Annotated in this window: 16 protein-coding genes; 10 read left to right on the forward strand and 6 right to left on the reverse strand. The window is 45.2% G+C overall.

Features of this window, described 5'->3' with window-relative positions; all coding sequences use genetic code 11:
• Positions 1–202 precede the first annotated feature (202 nt).
• Positions 203–880: a response regulator transcription factor gene (locus QH73_RS11345; RefSeq protein ID WP_039716339.1), complete on the forward strand. Its 678-nt coding sequence runs from the start codon at positions 203–205 to the stop codon at positions 878–880.
• Here QH73_RS11345 and QH73_RS11350 read toward each other — a convergent pair.
• Positions 864–1,022 (reverse strand): hypothetical protein, encoded by a 159-nt coding sequence (locus QH73_RS11350; RefSeq protein WP_165587664.1) that lies wholly within the window; start codon positions 1,020–1,022, stop codon positions 864–866. The two genes, QH73_RS11345 and QH73_RS11350, sit on opposite strands and share 17 nt — an antisense overlap.
• Positions 1,023–1,262: 240 nt before the next feature.
• Here QH73_RS11350 and QH73_RS11355 point away from each other — a divergent pair, with 240 nt between their 5' ends.
• From QH73_RS11355 to QH73_RS11395, 9 genes are all read left to right on the forward strand, one after another.
• Positions 1,263–2,480, forward strand: a complete 1,218-nt coding sequence (locus QH73_RS11355) for a response regulator (protein WP_201278075.1) — start codon at positions 1,263–1,265, stop codon at positions 2,478–2,480.
• A gap of 113 nt (positions 2,481–2,593) precedes the next feature.
• On the forward strand, positions 2,594–2,884 hold the full coding sequence (locus QH73_RS11360; RefSeq protein ID WP_132866925.1) for a Mo-dependent nitrogenase C-terminal domain-containing protein: 291 nt from the start codon (positions 2,594–2,596) through the stop codon (positions 2,882–2,884).
• Positions 2,885–2,995: 111 nt separating this feature from the next.
• A complete protein-coding gene (locus tag QH73_RS11365; RefSeq protein WP_015156147.1) occupies positions 2,996–3,388 on the forward strand; it encodes a response regulator transcription factor in 393 nt (130 codons plus the stop codon).
• A 25-nt stretch (positions 3,389–3,413) separates the two neighbouring features.
• Positions 3,414–3,989 carry a chemotaxis protein CheW gene (locus QH73_RS11370; RefSeq protein WP_039716338.1) on the forward strand — a complete coding sequence of 192 codons (576 nt, stop codon included), beginning with the start codon at positions 3,414–3,416 and terminating at the stop codon, positions 3,987–3,989.
• Between the two features lie 142 nt (positions 3,990–4,131).
• Entirely contained in the window at positions 4,132–6,975 is a 2,844-nt protein-coding gene (locus QH73_RS11375; protein ID WP_052290143.1) for a methyl-accepting chemotaxis protein, read from the forward strand.
• Between the two features lie 98 nt (positions 6,976–7,073).
• Positions 7,074–10,169, forward strand: a complete 3,096-nt coding sequence (locus QH73_RS28750; RefSeq protein ID WP_039716337.1) for a hybrid sensor histidine kinase/response regulator — start codon at positions 7,074–7,076, stop codon at positions 10,167–10,169.
• A 231-nt stretch (positions 10,170–10,400) separates the two neighbouring features.
• Positions 10,401–10,625: a hypothetical protein gene (locus QH73_RS11385; RefSeq protein WP_132866926.1), complete on the forward strand. Its 225-nt coding sequence runs from the start codon at positions 10,401–10,403 to the stop codon at positions 10,623–10,625.
• A gap of 43 nt (positions 10,626–10,668) precedes the next feature.
• Entirely contained in the window at positions 10,669–11,931 is a 1,263-nt protein-coding gene (gene clpX, locus QH73_RS11390) for an ATP-dependent protease ATP-binding subunit ClpX (protein WP_039716336.1), read from the forward strand.
• Positions 11,932–12,060: 129 nt separating this feature from the next.
• Entirely contained in the window at positions 12,061–13,353 is a 1,293-nt protein-coding gene (locus QH73_RS11395) for a sensor histidine kinase (protein WP_052290142.1), read from the forward strand.
• 48 nt (positions 13,354–13,401) lie between these two features.
• Here QH73_RS11395 and QH73_RS11400 read toward each other — a convergent pair whose 3' ends face one another.
• From QH73_RS11400 to QH73_RS11420, 5 genes are all read right to left on the reverse strand, one after another.
• Positions 13,402–14,034 (reverse strand): Vat family streptogramin A O-acetyltransferase, encoded by a 633-nt coding sequence (locus QH73_RS11400; protein ID WP_374189021.1) that lies wholly within the window; start codon positions 14,032–14,034, stop codon positions 13,402–13,404.
• Positions 14,035–14,297: 263 nt separating this feature from the next.
• Positions 14,298–14,465, reverse strand: a complete 168-nt coding sequence (locus QH73_RS11405; RefSeq protein WP_071925448.1) for a metallothionein — start codon at positions 14,463–14,465, stop codon at positions 14,298–14,300.
• 169 nt (positions 14,466–14,634) lie between these two features.
• A complete protein-coding gene (locus tag QH73_RS11410; RefSeq protein WP_039716334.1) occupies positions 14,635–15,126 on the reverse strand; it encodes a YajQ family cyclic di-GMP-binding protein in 492 nt (163 codons plus the stop codon).
• 78 nt (positions 15,127–15,204) lie between these two features.
• Positions 15,205–15,624: an MAPEG family protein gene (locus QH73_RS11415; RefSeq protein WP_039716333.1), complete on the reverse strand. Its 420-nt coding sequence runs from the start codon at positions 15,622–15,624 to the stop codon at positions 15,205–15,207.
• Between the two features lie 5 nt (positions 15,625–15,629).
• Positions 15,630–16,139, reverse strand: coding sequence for a DNA-processing protein DprA (locus tag QH73_RS11420; protein WP_039717630.1), 510 nt, complete (start codon positions 16,137–16,139; stop codon positions 15,630–15,632).
• Positions 16,140–16,493: the final 354 nt, after the last annotated feature.

The following is a 16,493-nucleotide window of genomic DNA, read 5'->3' on the forward strand; positions in this document are numbered from 1 at the left end:
GATATCTAACATTTTGTCTTTCAGTGTAAGTTTTTGACAATTAAGTTCAGTTTTCATTACCTCTGGTCGCAGCAATTACCTGTACCATGAACTAGTCCGAGAATTAGTCTGAGCAAAGAATTAGTTCGAGCGATCGCCATCTAACAACCTTCTGAGAAGTAGGTTCACCCTTGCTAACCTGTTTTTGGAATGACATACCATCATGAGATTGTTACTAGTCGAAGACGATAAACTCATCAATCAGTTACTTGCAGAAGCACTCAGCAACCAACATTACGTCGTTGATGTTGCCGCTGATGGTCACGCTGGTTGGGATTTTGTCAAGTCTTTTGATTACGACTTAGTTCTGATTGATGTCATGCTGCCTAAAATGGATGGCATTAGCCTTTGTCGCCAGCTGCGGACTCAAGGCTACCAAATGCCAGTCTTAATGTTAACAGCCAGAGATGCAACCGAAGATCGCGTCAATGGACTTGATGCGGGTGCAGATGACTACGTGATTAAACCATACAAACTGCAAGAATTATCGGCACGTATCCGCGCTTTATTACGCCGAGGTGGTTCGTCCCTACCGCCAGCAATGAAATGTGGCAATTTATCTTTGGATGTAAACACGCGGGAAGTGACTTATAAGGGTTGTCCTCTCAGACTGACTCCAAAAGAGTATCGCTTACTAGAACTCTTCATGCGAAGTGGCTCTAAGGTTCTCAGTCGTAGTGCAATTTTAGAAAATCTTTGGTCTTTCGACGAACCACCGGATGAAGATGCAGTCAAAGCTTTAGTCAAACGTTTGCGTCAAAAGCTCAAATTAGCAGGTTCGCCAGGAGATCCGATTGAAACCGCTTACGGTGTAGGTTATCGCCTCAAGCAAGACCCGTAAGAAGAAGGCGTAAGTCGTAAGTCAGCAGCGATGGTGGTTGGTAGTTGGTTGACGGTAAACGCTGCACTACACTCCGTGAAGACGGTTGACGGTTGACGGTTGACGGTAAACGCTTCGCTACACTACCCCTTCGGGGAAGCAAGCTACGTGAAGACGGTTGACGGTTGACAGTTGACGGTTAACCGATCGCTGATAACTGACAACTGGTCACTGATAACTGATAACTGATAACTGTTACATTTGTCCCGGCTTTGTCACCTTTTGTGGTTTATTTTATACACCAAGGTGCTAACGGCAGAAATTGAATGTCTTAAATGTATCCTCAACGCAGGGTAGTCAACAAATCCCAAGAGTTAAGAAAAACAGATTGCAGGAACAGGCAATGAATAACAGCATTCTTGAAAAATCAGTTGATGCCCTGCTAACTCGAAGAAGTGATGCCCCATTCATTCGAGATTTTACCCCCTCAAAGCAGGTTGAATTGTTTGAAACCTTGAAGCAGTTGCGGTTTAACGGGCAACTGATTCTGACAAACTCCTGCGGTAGAAAATGGATTCTGCACGTTCACCGAGGTTTGATTATCTACGCGACTGGTGGAGAACATCCAGTCAGGCGATGGAGACGGAATCTCGCCACACACTTACCTCAAATAGCGAGCGATCGCTTGCTATCAAACGAATCGTGGGAGAATCAATTAGCCACAACTTCGATTGAAGGTTCTAGCGTCTGTTGGCAGTATCAGTTATTGACTTCATGGCTCGAACGGCAGCAGATAACTCCAGAACAAATGGCAAGAATTGCATGGTCGGTCATTATTGAAGTTTTGTTTGATGTGACTCAAGCAGTACAGGTTGCCTACGAACTCAAGCCGAGTAGCAGCAAGCTGACTCCCGTAGTTGCGATCGATGCCGCTCAAGCGATCGCCGAAGTCGAACGATTGTGGCAAGCTTGGCAAGCAAACAGACTCAATTATTCTCCCAACAGCGCTCCAGTTATTAAACAATCGGCAGAATTGCAACACGGCATCTCTGCTCCAGCTTATCAAGCCTTGAGCCAACTACTAGACGGACAACATACACTACGGGATATTGCCACTCAGATGCAGCGAGATGTCAACTCGGCACTGCGTTCTCTCCTGCCATATATTCAGTCAGGATTTGTGGAGTTGATTAATATTCCCGATCTTGCCGCTCCGGTTCTCTCATCACCTACACCTCATGAGACTCAAGCACCGTTGATTGCTTGTGTAGATGACAGTTCTTGGGTATGCCACATCATGGAAAAAGTGATGACAACAGCTAACTATCGATTTGTTGGCGTAAATGATGCACTGCGGGCGATCGGAGTTTTGCTAGCCATCAAACCAGATCTAATCTTTCTCGATTTGATGATGCCAAATATTAACGGATACGAACTTTGCAGCCGTCTGCGTCAGCTTTCTTGCTTCCAGCACACGCCAATTGTCATCCTCACTGGCAACGACGGCATTATCGATCGCGTCAGAGCTAAAATTGTCGGTTCCTCAGATTTTCTGGGCAAACCCATCGATCCCGATCGAGTTCTAGGCGCAATTCACAAACATCTCAAACATAGTGCATGAACAGTTATCAGTTATCAGTTATCAGGGAGCGCACGAGTAGTTAACCGTCAACTGTCAACTGTCAACTGTCAACCGTTAACCAACAACCAAAAAATGCTTCTGTGAGGTTTTCCATGAATACCAGAGCAAACACTAACAAAATTTGGCAAAGTTTAATACAGCCAACTCAACAAAGACTGGAATCTATTGAAATTCGTCGCCCGAAAACAGCTCGATTTGTCTGTCGTGTGATTCCAGCAAGTTGTCCCTTCGAGCGAGACATTCGATTTTTCGATCGCAGTCTGCTGCACGTTCCACCCTTATGTAAGCTCAATCCTTTCTACGAGCAGTTGGTGTTGTTGCGAATGAAGAGTTTAACTTATCTGGCGCAAGCATGTAGCCAGGGAATGAAAAACTGTTGCTGAGTTTAGGGACAGGGAGCAGGGAGCAGGAAGCACAGAGCAGTTACTAATCGCTAGTCGCTCGTTGCGAATCGCTAACCGCTAATCGCTAATTGCCAATCTTTGGTGAATTCTATGGATATTGCCCTCGTTGTAGAAGATTGTTTGACCGAGCGGGAAGCGATCGCCAGCTATTTGCAACAAGGCGGGATCAGCGTCTTGGCTGCTAAGAGTGGGGAAGAAGCCCTGGAAAAAATGAGTGACTGCAAGCCTGACATCATTATTTTAGATGTTGTCTTGCCAGGTCGGAGTGGATTTGAACTCTGCCGTGCTTTAAAAGCTAACCCATCCACCAAAAACACCCCCGTTATCCTCTGTTCGAGAAAAGGGACTGACATGGATAAATTCTGGGGTTTAAAGCAAGGAGCAGACGCTTACTTACCAAAGCCTGTAGCGCCAGAGGAATTTATTCGCACTGTGAAGCAACTGCTATTAGTTTCACACGGTGAAACAACTCTCATGGTTTGAACCTAACGTGTGAGGCGAGACAATTATGGTATCCAAGTCACCAAAGTTAGACTCCCAGGAGGCATCACCAGAAAGAGTAACTTTCACCGATGCTGACGAGCAATTTCTCCGCTTTTACCTCGAACCAGACACAGCAGCCTTGCTTCCCGTGACTCAGTTGCTAGAAATCTTGAAGCTATCTGCGGAACAGATCGTCCCGATCCCGCACATGCCAAGTTGGGTTATGGGAGTTTACAACTGGCGGGGTGAAATTCTCTGGATGGTCGATTTAGCTGAATTAGTCGGACTGACTGCTGGCGATCGCTACCAAACCAGCAACGTTCCAACTTATACAGCAGTTGTCTTGCAAGCTAACCTCTGCGATCGCCTACCCGCACCGACAGCAGAAACCCAAACAATCGGTTTAGTCATAGAGCAAATTGACGACATCGAATGGTGCAATCCAGACACAATCCAACCGCCGCCATTTACTGCTGTTTCCACTCCTTTCGCTCCCTTCGTGCGCGGATATAAGTTAAGCGGCGATAGCGAAATGACAGCAATTTTATCGGTCAAAGCGATCGCGGCTGCTGTCAGTTATCAGTTGTCAGTTAACAGTTAACAGTTGTCAGTGGGAATTAGGAACGCGGTAGTTGGTGGTTGGTAGTTGGTGGTTGATAGTTGATGGTTAATAGTTTTGAATTTTGAATTTTGAATTTTGAATTCTCCCCAGCTCTCTTCTCTACAGCCATGAGGTAAATTTCATGTCGCAGTCAACTCTCAAGTTCGATCCGCCAAACCCCGATCGCGATCGCATCTCGCCTCAGTGGGAGCGAGTTTCGGCAGTAGCGCCGGATTCAACTGCAATGCCGAGCCAATCGCCATCAATACAGAAAAACGTACCTTGGCAATCTTCACTATCTAGGGGTCTGCGTTTCTGGAAAGGTTTGAGTTTGCAACATAAAGCCACAATTTTGGCGATCGCGATCGGTGCTATTCCAGTGGCAACTGTTGGCGGCGTTGCCTATACCATAGCCAATAATTCTCTAGAGCAGCAAATTATTGCCGAGCAGGAAAACCGCACGCTTGATGTTCGGCGCGGCATTGGCATGGCAACGCAGCAAATCATCGATGATGCAGAGACAATTAGTAATTCTCCCATATTGGCAAATTCTAAGCTGAGGGCAGTGGCGACTGAAGGGCAGAAAGTTGCGCTGTTAGATAGCTTTGTTGAGGCACGTAGCGGTAGATATGACAGTATCGTCGCGTTCGACCTCAAAGGAAATTTAATCTTTCAATCTAAGTCAACACAGCCGTTTAAGCGTACGGAAAACTATAGCGATCGCGAATATTTTCGACGGGCGATCGCGACTGGAACTCCCGCAGTGAACAATCCTAAAGTTGCGCCTACCTCCGGCAAAATTAGTTTAGAAGTTGCAGCTCCAATTAAAGATATAGAAACAAATAAGCTCGTAGGAGTTGTTCGCTTGCGGATGCCGTTGACTCATCTGAATGAAACCTTTGAGTATATCGAAGCACAAGGATGGGAATACAAGCTGATCGGCGCTGACGGAAATGTGTTTGCGGCTGATGAAATTGGGCTAGTTGGACATTACATGGGAGAAGATTTTCGCGATCTGCCGCAGTTGCGTGCCAAGGTTTTAGCCCTTGCCTCTACAGATCGACCCAAACATGAAGACAAGTTAATTTCAACTCAAGTCGCGTGGGACAAAAACGATGGTGAGAATGCACTGATGAGCTTCACGCCGATCGGGAAATTGGATGGACTGCCAGAACCAGGTTGGGGATTGGTGGTTTCTCGTCCGGTCGATCGCGCCTTTGCACCTTTACTAGAACTACGCCGAGTTCTCTGGTTGGGAACTGGAGTAGCCGCCCTATCGATCGCCGCGATCGCCGCAGTCTTAGCTAAGCGAGCGACTCGCCCAATTCTAAATGCTGCTAGGGCTGTAGCTCAAATTGGTTTAGGCAAGTTAGAGACTCGCTTGGCAGTTCGTGGCACGGCTGAAATAGCTGTTTTAGAAACTAGCATCAACAGCATGGCGAAGCAGTTAGAGGAACTCGTGCAGCTCAAAGCAGCAGAAGCTCGGCGATCGCAATTGCTCAAAGATATTACCGTGAAGATTGGTAGCGTTATCGACTGCCCAGCTATTCTCAACACTGCTGTAGCCGAGACCCGCAGCGCTTTGCTAACCGACCGCGCGATTGTCTACTGGTTTGATGGCGATCGCAATGGTAACGTCGTTGTCGAAGCAGCCAGCGCGGGTATAACTCGCATACTGGGTAAAAATATCGAAAACTATGCCTTAGAGCAATACGCACAGTACCAAAAAGGACAAGTCGAGGTAATTTCTCATATACGATCGGCAGATACGAGCGATGAGTACTGGCAACGACTGACAGCACTTGCCGTCAAATCCAGTCTAGCCGCACCAATTTTGCTCGGCGATCGCTGTGTGGGTTTACTTGTCGTCCATCAGTGTAACGTTCCGCGTCACTGGCAGAAAGTAGAGGTTGATTTCTTTGCCCAGATTGCGACTCAAATAGGACTAGCGCTAGAGCGTGCCGATCTCTTAGAACAACAGAAAAATGCCAAAGAACAGTTGCAAAGACGAGCGTTGGATTTGCTGATTGAAGTCGATCCAATTAGTCAGGGCGACCTGACGATCCGTGCCAGAGTCACAGAAGATGAAATCGGTACGATCGCTGACTCCTATAATTCTACAGTCGAAAGCTTGCAAGAAATTGCCGTACAGGCACAAATAGCCGCCGATCGAGTCGATGCAGCAATTAACAGTAACGAGCCGTTAATTCAAGCCCTCTCGCAAGGAGCTTGGCAGCAATCAACAGAAATTGTCACTGCTTTGGAACGGATTCAAGCGATGGCTGATTCTGCCCATACTGTTGCCGATAACGCCAAACGCGCAGAGGTAGACGTGCGCCAAGCGATGGAGATCGTCGCATCTGGCGACATGGCGATGGATCGAGCCGTGGATGGAATGCTGACAATTCGGGGAACCGTTGCCGAAACCGTCAAGAAGATCAAATGTTTGGGAGAGTCATCGCAAAAGATTTATAAAGTGGTAAATTTGATCGCTCACTTTGCCGAGCGGACTAGCTTGCTCGCCATGAATGCTTCCATTGAAGCAGCGCGAGCTGGAGAAGAAGGACGCGGCTTTGCGGCTGTTGCCGATGAAGTGCGATCGCTAGCCCGACAATCAGCCAAAGCAACGGCAGAAATTGAAAAGCTCGTCTCGGGAATTCAACGGGAAACCAATGAAGTTGCTACAGCAATGGCAATCGGCACGGAACAGGTAGCGGTTGGGACTCAACTCGTCAACGATACCCGCCAGAGTTTAAACCACATTACCACCGCTAGCGATCGCATTCATCAACTCGTAGGAGCAATTGCCCAAGCTGCGATCGAGCAATCTCAAGACTCAGAAGCAGCCACGACAACCATTGCCACAGTCGCCGCGATCGCCGAAACTACATCCCTAACTGCAACCGAAGTCTCCGCTTCCTTCCAACAATTATCAACCGTAGCGCGATCGCTCCAAGCTAGCGTCGGACAATTCAAAGTGGAATGAATCAGTTATCAGTTATCAGTTGTCAGTTATCAGCGAGAAAGGCAAAAGGTTTCTGACTTACGACTTACGACTTACGACTTACGACTTTTTTCCCAGTCATGCTAATTACTCCCGACATTCGCGACCAAGCTTACCGTCTGTTTATTGAAGAAGTGCCAGAGCTGTTACAGGAGATCGAAGCAGGCTTGCTCAGTCTGAAGCAAGAGCGCACGAACGAACGCATTCACGATCTGATGCGTGCAGCTCACTCTCTTAAAGGTGGTGCAGCTTGCTTGGATTTAGAGCCAATTAAAATTATTGCCCACCGTTTAGAAGATGTTTTTCGGGCTTTGTATAACCGCTCCGTAGCAGTAGATTCAGAGTTAGAAGGTTTATTACTGCAAGCTTACGATTGTCTGCGCGTCCCCCTACTGCAACAAATTACTATCGGCAGCATTGACTGCGTGGCAACATTAGCAGTAGCCGAACCCATATTTAATCAAATAGAAGAACGTTTGGGAGATGCTTTAGCTCAGATCGATCGCTACATACCCATGTCCTCAGAACTCGGGGTCGATCTGGTAGCATCAATCTTTGAAACAGATGTCGTGCAAGGACTGGAACGATTGGCGGCTGTGGTCGCCAACCCTCAAGATTTCGAGGTAGCTGGAGAATTACGAGCGCAGGCGGAAGTCTTTGCTGGATTTGCCGAGCTATTAAATCTGCCAGGATTCGGGGCGATCGCCCAAACAGCCTTAACTGCACTAGACACCTATCCCAAGCGCGCCAGAGAAATTATTCAAGTCGCCTTAGCTGATTTTCACAATAGCAGAACCGCCGTACTAGCAGGCGATCGCACGACTGGAGGAAATCCGTCTGCTGCCCTTTGTGCCTTAACAGAAAAGAGTGTCGATTTGGCTCCTAGCCCAGAACCACAATTCTCGCCTTTACTAGACGAGCTGTTATTTGGCGACGAGACAGTACCAATAGAAGCAGTGGCGATCGACCCTGGGATCGTTTTCGTCACTGAAACTGAAAATGATTCCAATGACGCGATCGAATCAGAAGCTCATTCCCTAACTATCTCCCCTGCGGCAAATTTATCGCCGATTCAGTCCTTATCCCACTCGACTGAAATTTCTCAAAGCAACATAGAGGGCGATCGCCCTAAAGTAGGAAGTATCAATTCTTACACTGAGGAACCACAAATAGCAACTGCCGTTTCTACGCGGGTAGAACTAAGCCGATTAGAGCGGATGCACAAGTTATTGGGTGAATTAGTCGTCAATCGCAACTCCATTGCGCTGCAAACCGAGCAAACCCAAAACTCAGCTCAAGAGTTGCTCCGCCGTTTTGCTTACTTTCAAGAACTGATCGGTCAGCTAGAGAGGAGAACTGAGGCTGACGAGGGAGCAGGGAGCAGGGAGCAGAGGAGCAGAGGAGCAGGGGAGAACCAACTACCAACTACCAACTACCAACTACCACTTACAACTGACTTCGATCCTCTAGAAATGGATCGCTATGGAGCGGTTCACCCTCTATTACAAAGAATTCTAGAAGAAATTGTCCAATTGGAAGAGGCTGTAGAGGATATTGCTTTATTTGCCGAGCAATCGAGCCAAATATTAGAGCGGAAACAACAAGTTTTCTCCCAACTCCAAGATGAATTAATGCGAGCGCGAATGCTCCCTTTGGGTGAAGTTCTCAAGCGTTTCTCTCGGATGCTGCGGGATATGTCTCATACCTATTCCAAGCCTGTCAATTTGAAGCTGAGAGGGACAGAGGTACAGGTAGAAAAGGCAATTTTGGAAAAGCTCTACGACCCGCTGTTACATTTACTCCGCAATGCCTTTGCTCATGGCATTGAATCGCCTGAGATCCGCCGACAGCAAGGTAAGCCGGAAAACGGAGAAATTCTAATTTGTGCTTATTACAAAGGCAATCAAACAATTATTGAAGTTAGAGATGACGGTCGGGGTCTAAACCTGGGGCAAATTCGCAGCCGGATTGTAGAGTTGGGTTGGTTATCGCCAATCGAAGCAGCCAGTGCTTCTAAAGAGCAGTTACTAGAATTTATCTTCGAGCCAGGATTTTCTACCACTCACCACGTTAGCGAACTTTCCGGTCGTGGCATGGGTTTGGATGTTGTCCGTTCCCAACTGCGATCGCTGCGCGGTTCTGTAAGCGTCAGTTCCTTCCCTGGTGAGGGTACGACTTTTACTTTACGCTTGCCTCTCACGTTGACGATCGCGAATTTGGTTGTTTGCTCTACGGGGAAAACTACTGTAGCATTGCCATCTGACAGCATTGAAAATATCGTCACTACGCCAAGCGATCGCATCAACCGCACGGGGACTCAGCAGCTATTGCGCTGGAGAGAACACATCATACCGATCCATCGGTTGGCAGACCTTTTAGAATACAACCGTCCAATGTTAGAAGTTGCTAAGTTAGACGTTGCTAATAGCCAATCTCTAATTACAACTACGATGGAAGAAAAGGAGTTGCCAATGCTTCTACTACGTTGGGAGGGCGAATTATTGGCGCTAGAAGTCGATTGCTTGTTGGCAGAACAAGAACTAGCAATTAAACCTTTTGGATCGCTCGTTTCGCCTCCCAATTATACCTATGGCTGCACTCTACTAGGAAACGGTAGTTTAGTTCCTGTAATTAATGGATCCAGCCTTTTAGAATATGTCATAGAACGGCAACAAAGTACAGTTCAAGCAACTGAAAATCAATCAAAAGATAAAGAACAAAACATCAATATTTTGTGGCGCGATCGAACAGCAATTGTTCATAAAACCGAAAGTCATACAATTTTAGTTGTAGACGACTCAACTACGATGCGCCAAACACTGACACTATCGTTGCAAAAGGCTGGCTATCGGGTTTTATCAGCACGGGATGGATTAGAAGCACTAGAAAAATTACAGCAATCTCCCACGGTACAATTAGTACTTTGCGATATTGAAATGCCGAATATGAACGGCTTTGAATTTCTCTGTCAGTGGCGACAAGAGCCGCAATTTGCCAAAATTCCCGTGGCTATGCTGACATCACGCAGTAACGACAAACATCGCCGTTTAGCAACTCAATTGGGTGCTAGCGCCTACTTCACCAAACCGTATATAGAACTTGAGTTTTTGCAAGCCCTCAAGAATATTTTCGAGCAGAACGTAGAAGAACAAACGACTTTGCAGCATATTGCCTAGTCAGTGACCAGTGACCAGTTATCAGTTGTCAGTGAATAGGAGTCAGGAATAATTTTGACTTTTGACTTTTGACTTTTGACTTTTGATACCTGTACGGGCGGGTTTACCAATTGTCTTTGACTTTAACCAGTATTTCTGGTGAACCCGCCCCTACAATTTTTGACTTTTGACTTTTGACTTTTGACTTTTGACTTATTCCCTGTATTTCATTTTTTTAGGTAGGTCTAATCTATGCAGATCGCATATTTAATTTTTTGGACTATGAGCTTCGGTTTTACTTGGATTGGTTGCAAAACAACTGAGGAAATTCATCGACTTGCTATTTGCTTAGCTGGCTCAATTCTACTCATTTGGGGATTTGCGATCGCCCCTGAATCAATGCATTGGCTAGTTGAGATTCTTTCGATAAGTCTGTGCGGATTTTTATCGATAATGGAAAGACAAATTCCTAGTTAAAACATTTCAGTTAATACATTTTAGCCCCAAGGAAAAAGTAAATATGCCTGACTACACTTCATTATTAAGATGTTCGTTTTGCGGCAAACCTCATACTCAAGTCGATAAGTTGATTTCTGGTGCGGGCGTTAACATTTGTAGTGAATGCATCGAACAGTGTCAGGAAGTATTGGATACTTCTCCACCTCAACCTAGTACCCCAAAAACTACGACTAATTCTAACAACTACCACATCCCCAAACCAAGGGAAATAAAACAGTATTTGGACAACCATGTTATCGGTCAGGAACAGGCGAAGAAAGTTCTTTCAGTAGCAGTTTACAATCACTATAAGCGTTTGTCCAGCAATCGCAATGATGTGGCATTGCAAAAGTCAAATATTCTTTTGGTTGGACCAACGGGAAGCGGTAAAACACTCCTAGCTCAAACTCTAGCGCATGTTATAGACGTACCGTTTGCTGTCGTGGATGCAACAACTTTTACCGAGGCGGGTTACGTCGGAGATGATGTAGAAAATATCTTACTGCGATTGTTGCAAGCGGCAGAAATGGATGCAGAAACAGCACAACAAGGAATTATTTACATTGATGAAATTGATAAAATTGCCCGCAAAAGTGAAAACCCCTCTATTACTCGCGATGTATCGGGCGAAGGAGTGCAGCAAGCACTGTTAAAAATATTAGAAGGTACGATCGCTAACGTACCACCACAAGGAGGACGCAAACATCCTTATCAAGACAGCATCCAAATTGATACAAAAAATATTCTGTTTATCTGCGGTGGCGCTTTTGTTGGGGTGGAGAAACAAGTCGAGCAACGGATGGGAAAAAAATCTATGGGGTTCGGGCGATCGCAAGAAAGATCTACAACAAAGCAAACAGATTATTTATTAAACCATCTGGAGCCGGAAGATTTAGTAAAATTCGGTCTGATTCCAGAACTAATCGGACGTTTACCAGTCATTACAGTGCTGGAACCTTTAGGTGAAGAAGGACTGATAGCGATTTTAACCGAGCCGCAAAACGCGCTTTTGAAACAGTACCAACAGCTACTACAAATGGATAACGTTCAACTTGAGTTTGAATTAGATGCTGTCCGCGCGATCGCTCAAGAAGCATATCGGCGTAAAACTGGTGCAAGAGCCTTGAGAGGAATTGTAGAAGAGCTAATGTTAGATATTATGTACGAACTGCCCTCTCGCCCAGACTTAGATCGCTGCACGATCTGTAAAGCAATGGTAGAAAAACACTCTACTGCCGATCTTCTCATTCATCCTACAGCCTTCTTTCAACCAGAAACAGCTTAATTGGTCATTGGTTAGTGACTAGTGGCTAGTGGCTAGTAGCTAAACTCTTTTCTAGTCACCAGTCACTACTCACTAGTCACGGATAACTGCCGCATCCTTTCTTGAAGCCTATGGCTTCTATCTTTAGGTATGGTTCCTCAAACAAAGTTCAAATATTCCTATAAACGTATATTATTTGCTTACCTAGCAGCAACGGCAGCTATCTTAGGAGGGTTTTCCCTGACGACGTACAACTCAATTGGTAATTCTCTGAAAAAACAATCGGACGATCGCCTCTATACTTTGGCACAAGCTGCAATTCCGAGTTTTGAGATAGTGAAATCTCAAAATCGGCAAAACCTACATGAGTTTCCTTGGCGCAAACTTTTTGCTGCTAAAACCCAAAATTGGGAATGGTTCGACGCTGATGGTAAATTACTTTTGAGTCAAGGAAATCGCTTTCCTTCTCTTCCACTCTCCCGAAATGTCTTCCATTCTCGCTGGCAACCCATCGCGCCTATTTTCCAACAGCAGGGAGAATTACGGATTGCCACCATTGCTGTCTATGTCAGCGATCCGAAGCTAAAAACGCTACATCTAGAAGGATATATTCGGGTAAGCGAATCTACGCAGCCATTAGAATTGATTTTGACTCGGCTGCGACTATGGCTTGGCTGTCAGGGAATCGCTATTTTATTTATCTTTAGTATCAGTGGCATCCACCTCAGTCAATGGAACTCCCAGCCGCTACAACAAAGCTTTCGACAGCTCAAACAGACTGTTACAAATATCTCTCACCATCTCCGCCACCCGTTGACGCGAATTACCCTCGCGATCGCACTGCTAGCAGGAGAAGCAGAATCAGCCATACCACTCGATCGGCAAAAACTAACTATCGTTGCTAGCGCTACTGACGAACTAGAGCATTTAGTGGAAGATTTACTGATTTTGACTCGGAGCGAGGTAGCAGTTTTACCAACTGAGTTAGAGACAGTAAATATTCGCTTAGAAGAACTGCTTTTACCTCTATTAGAACAGTTCGATGCCCGTGCTACGTCCCAAGGTATTGCTTTTCAAGCTCAATTGCTCCCTGGTTTATCTGTACGCGGAGATCCAATTCATTTGAGTCGTTTATTTTCAAATTTACTGGAGAACGCGATCGCTTATACGGAAAAAGGAGGTAGTATTTCTCTCGCAGTACGCAAGTCTAAACGCAAAGCGATCGTTTCAGTGGAAGATACAGGCATTGGTATTCCACCAGAGCATCATGCTTCAATATTTCAGTGGTTTTGGCGCTCCGAACAAGCGCAACAACAGCAAAAGGGTTTGGGATTAGGTTTGGCAATTGCTCAAGCAATTGTGAAGCAGCACGGCGGGGAAATAGCCGTTAAAAGCCAGGTGAACGTTGGTAGTTGTTTTCAGGTGATTCTACCCTTATTTTAGTAATTAGTAAAAGGAAACACAACATAAAATCTATTTACTAAAAACTTATTAACAACTTCTCAAAGCATCGAGATCGGCAGCTACAATTTTCTCAAGATTGCGCGAGATTTTCTCAATATCCCAGTTCCACCAAGAAATTTCTAGTAATGCGTCTACAATGTCACTAGGGAAACGCTGCTTGATAATTTTGGCTGGATTACCTCCTACAATGGTGTAAGGCTTTACGTCACTAACAACTACAGATTTCGCAGCAATAATTGCTCCATCACCAATTTTAATCCCTGGCATAATGACGGATTCGTAACCAATCCAAACATCATTACCAATTACAGTATCGCCTTTGTAGGGGAATTCATGTATTTGTGGCATTACCTTTTCCCATCCATTATTAAAAATTTGAAATGGATAAGTTGAAAACCCAGACATTTTGTGATTGGCGCTATTCATAATAAATTTTATACCTTTAGCTAAGGCACAAAACTTGCCAATAATTAGTTTGTCAGTGCTAAAAGGATAGTGATACAGAACGTTGCGATCGAAGTTTTCTGAGTCTTCAGGATCGTCGTAATAAGTATAGTCACCAATAATAATATTGGGGTTAGAAACAGTATTTTTTATAAAACAAATCTGTGGAAACCCTTCCATCGGATGCTTATTTTTTGGATCTGGTCCTAGCAAAATAGCCTCCCAAATTAATTAAGAGTAGAAAACTTTCATTTCCTACTCTCTTTTAACACAGTAATGGAAGCTACTCTAGCAATCCTATTTGAGTTGTAAAATTATCGTTATGGTGGTTGACAGTTGACAGTTAACCGTCTTCACGGAGTGTAGCGCAGCGTTTACCGTTAACAAGCAATATCCCAGATTTACAAATTATTTAGGATTGCTACAGATATGGAAAGCTGATAAAGTTCAACATCCAATTTTCAAAATCTCAAATCAGATCAGCCGCAACCGCAACCAGTGTGACCGCAGCCACTGCTACCATCGGGATGACCGCTAGCACAGGCTTCACTACAGTAAGCCTTGCCATCTTTTTGAATCGCGTCCTCTAGGGAAACAACGCACAAGCAATTGTCACAAGCACATTTCATTGAAGTTACTGTCGTCATAGTCTTAATCCTATTCACCTCTCTCATCAAGATAACATATGAACATACATTCAGGCATTTTTTAAAAAAAGTTCACCTTGATTGTCGCCGAGAGAAGAACTGATTCCTTAAAATCGCACCGACGCAAACCAAGTTTAACTTTTGACTTTTGACTTTTGACTTTTGACTTTTATCGATAATTGGTAAACTGTAAAGCCACGGGATAATCTTCTTGCTTCAAGCGTCCCATTACAGCTTGCAAGTCATCTTTAGATTTCGCCGATACCCTTACAGCATCACCTTGAATTGAAGCTTGCACTTTTTTAAACTCGTCACGGATCAATTTAGAAATTTGTTTGCTAATTTCTTGACTGATGCCCTTCTTGAGCTTAATTTCTTGCCGAACGCGATTCCCGCTAGCAGATTCCACTTTGCCGAAATCGAAAATTTTCTGCGATAATTGGCGCTTTGCGGCTTTTTCGCGCAGTATAGTATGAACGGATTCGAGTGTAAATTCGCTATCGGTGTTGACAGTAATCGTATCTTCACCTAACTCTATTGTCGTTTGAGTATCTTTAAGATCGTAACGGCTTTTGATGTCGCGGCTAGTCTGATCGACAGCATTAACTAGTTCTTGGCGATCGAAGTCGCTGACAATATCGAAGGAAAAAGTAGAAGCCATAAGCAATGAGGGGCTAGAGTAAGAAGTCGTAAGTCGTAAGTCGTAAGTCGTAAGTTACTACTCACTACTCACTACGTACTATTCACCGATAACTTGTAAAATGCTGGTAATAAACAAGATACCAGAGCAAAGACTGCCGATCGCAAACATCAGCGATCGCGCTAAGGGGATATTCGCTATGTAGAATATCGAGTAAAACAATCGCACTACTACAAAAGCGATCGCCGCTCCCACAGCCAAGGTAGAATTAACTCCCGTAACATATGCCATCAATGCACCTGGCGCAAAAATGGTGAAATTCTCAAATGAATTTTGGTGCGCCCATGCTGCTCGTTGTGCGTAGGGTGGTAGCTTGTCAAACATAGCGCGAGGAGCTGCCATATCGTAGCCAGCTTGCACCCGCCCGTAACCGACAAGTAGAAACGGTAAATAAACCAGTACTGCTGCTATTGCAATACAGACGAGAAAAATTGCTGAAGTAGGGAGTTGTGAGTTCATCTCGATCAGTCAAGGTAGAACAGCGTCACGATCTTCCTTTGATCTTCTGCCTCTTGGCAAGTTTGCAAAAGCGTGCGGCTATCGTGGAAGGCAAAGCAGATTAACTGTTGGCAACGAGAAACGATCTCTTGGTTGCATACAGCACTCGCTTCTGCCAAAGACATTTGGTCGTTTTTGGCGTTTTCTACTAAATGCATCACCTTTTCTAATTGCTGGCGCGATTCCAGGGGTTGACGGTCTAAACTTTGTGGCAGAATTACCGTCAACATATTCGCATCGGCACGCATCGCACCGCGAATAGCAGCTGAGTTCGTCCCCGTCGCACCGGAAGTTATAATCCGATTGCCCGACAGAACCAGAGCGTAGCTCATCATTTCGATCAAGTGCTGATGAGTCAGGGGGACGTGACGCGACCCCAGTAAAGCAATTCGTTTTGCGCCCGTTTGCTGAATCGTTGCCAACTCTTGGGCAAGGGTATCGACATCGGATACATTAATGGACTGGCTCTGCTCGATCAAGGACGTAGGTTCGGATACACAACCTAGTTATTCTAGCAGAGAACAGTTATCAGTTATCAGTTATCAGTTATCAGTTATCAGTTATCAGTTATCAGTTATCAGTTGTCGTAGGGGCGGGTTTAGCAAGCAGCTTCACGGGCTTTAGCCATAATCTTCGTTCCAAACCCGCCCTTACAGTTGTCAGTTATCAGTTATCAGGGAAGAATAGTAGTTGGTAGTTGACAGTTATCAGTGGTGAGTAGCAGGAGGTTTGTAAATTGCAAATTGCGTTCGTGTAGCTTGCTTTCCTGTAGGGGAAACGCCTTGGCGAAGACTAGGGGTAGTGTAGTAGGCGTAAGAGTGCGAATTGCG

It is taken from the genome of Scytonema millei VB511283 (genome assembly GCF_000817735.3).
GTDB lineage: Bacteria > Cyanobacteriota > Cyanobacteriia > Cyanobacteriales > Chroococcidiopsidaceae > Chroococcidiopsis > Chroococcidiopsis millei_B.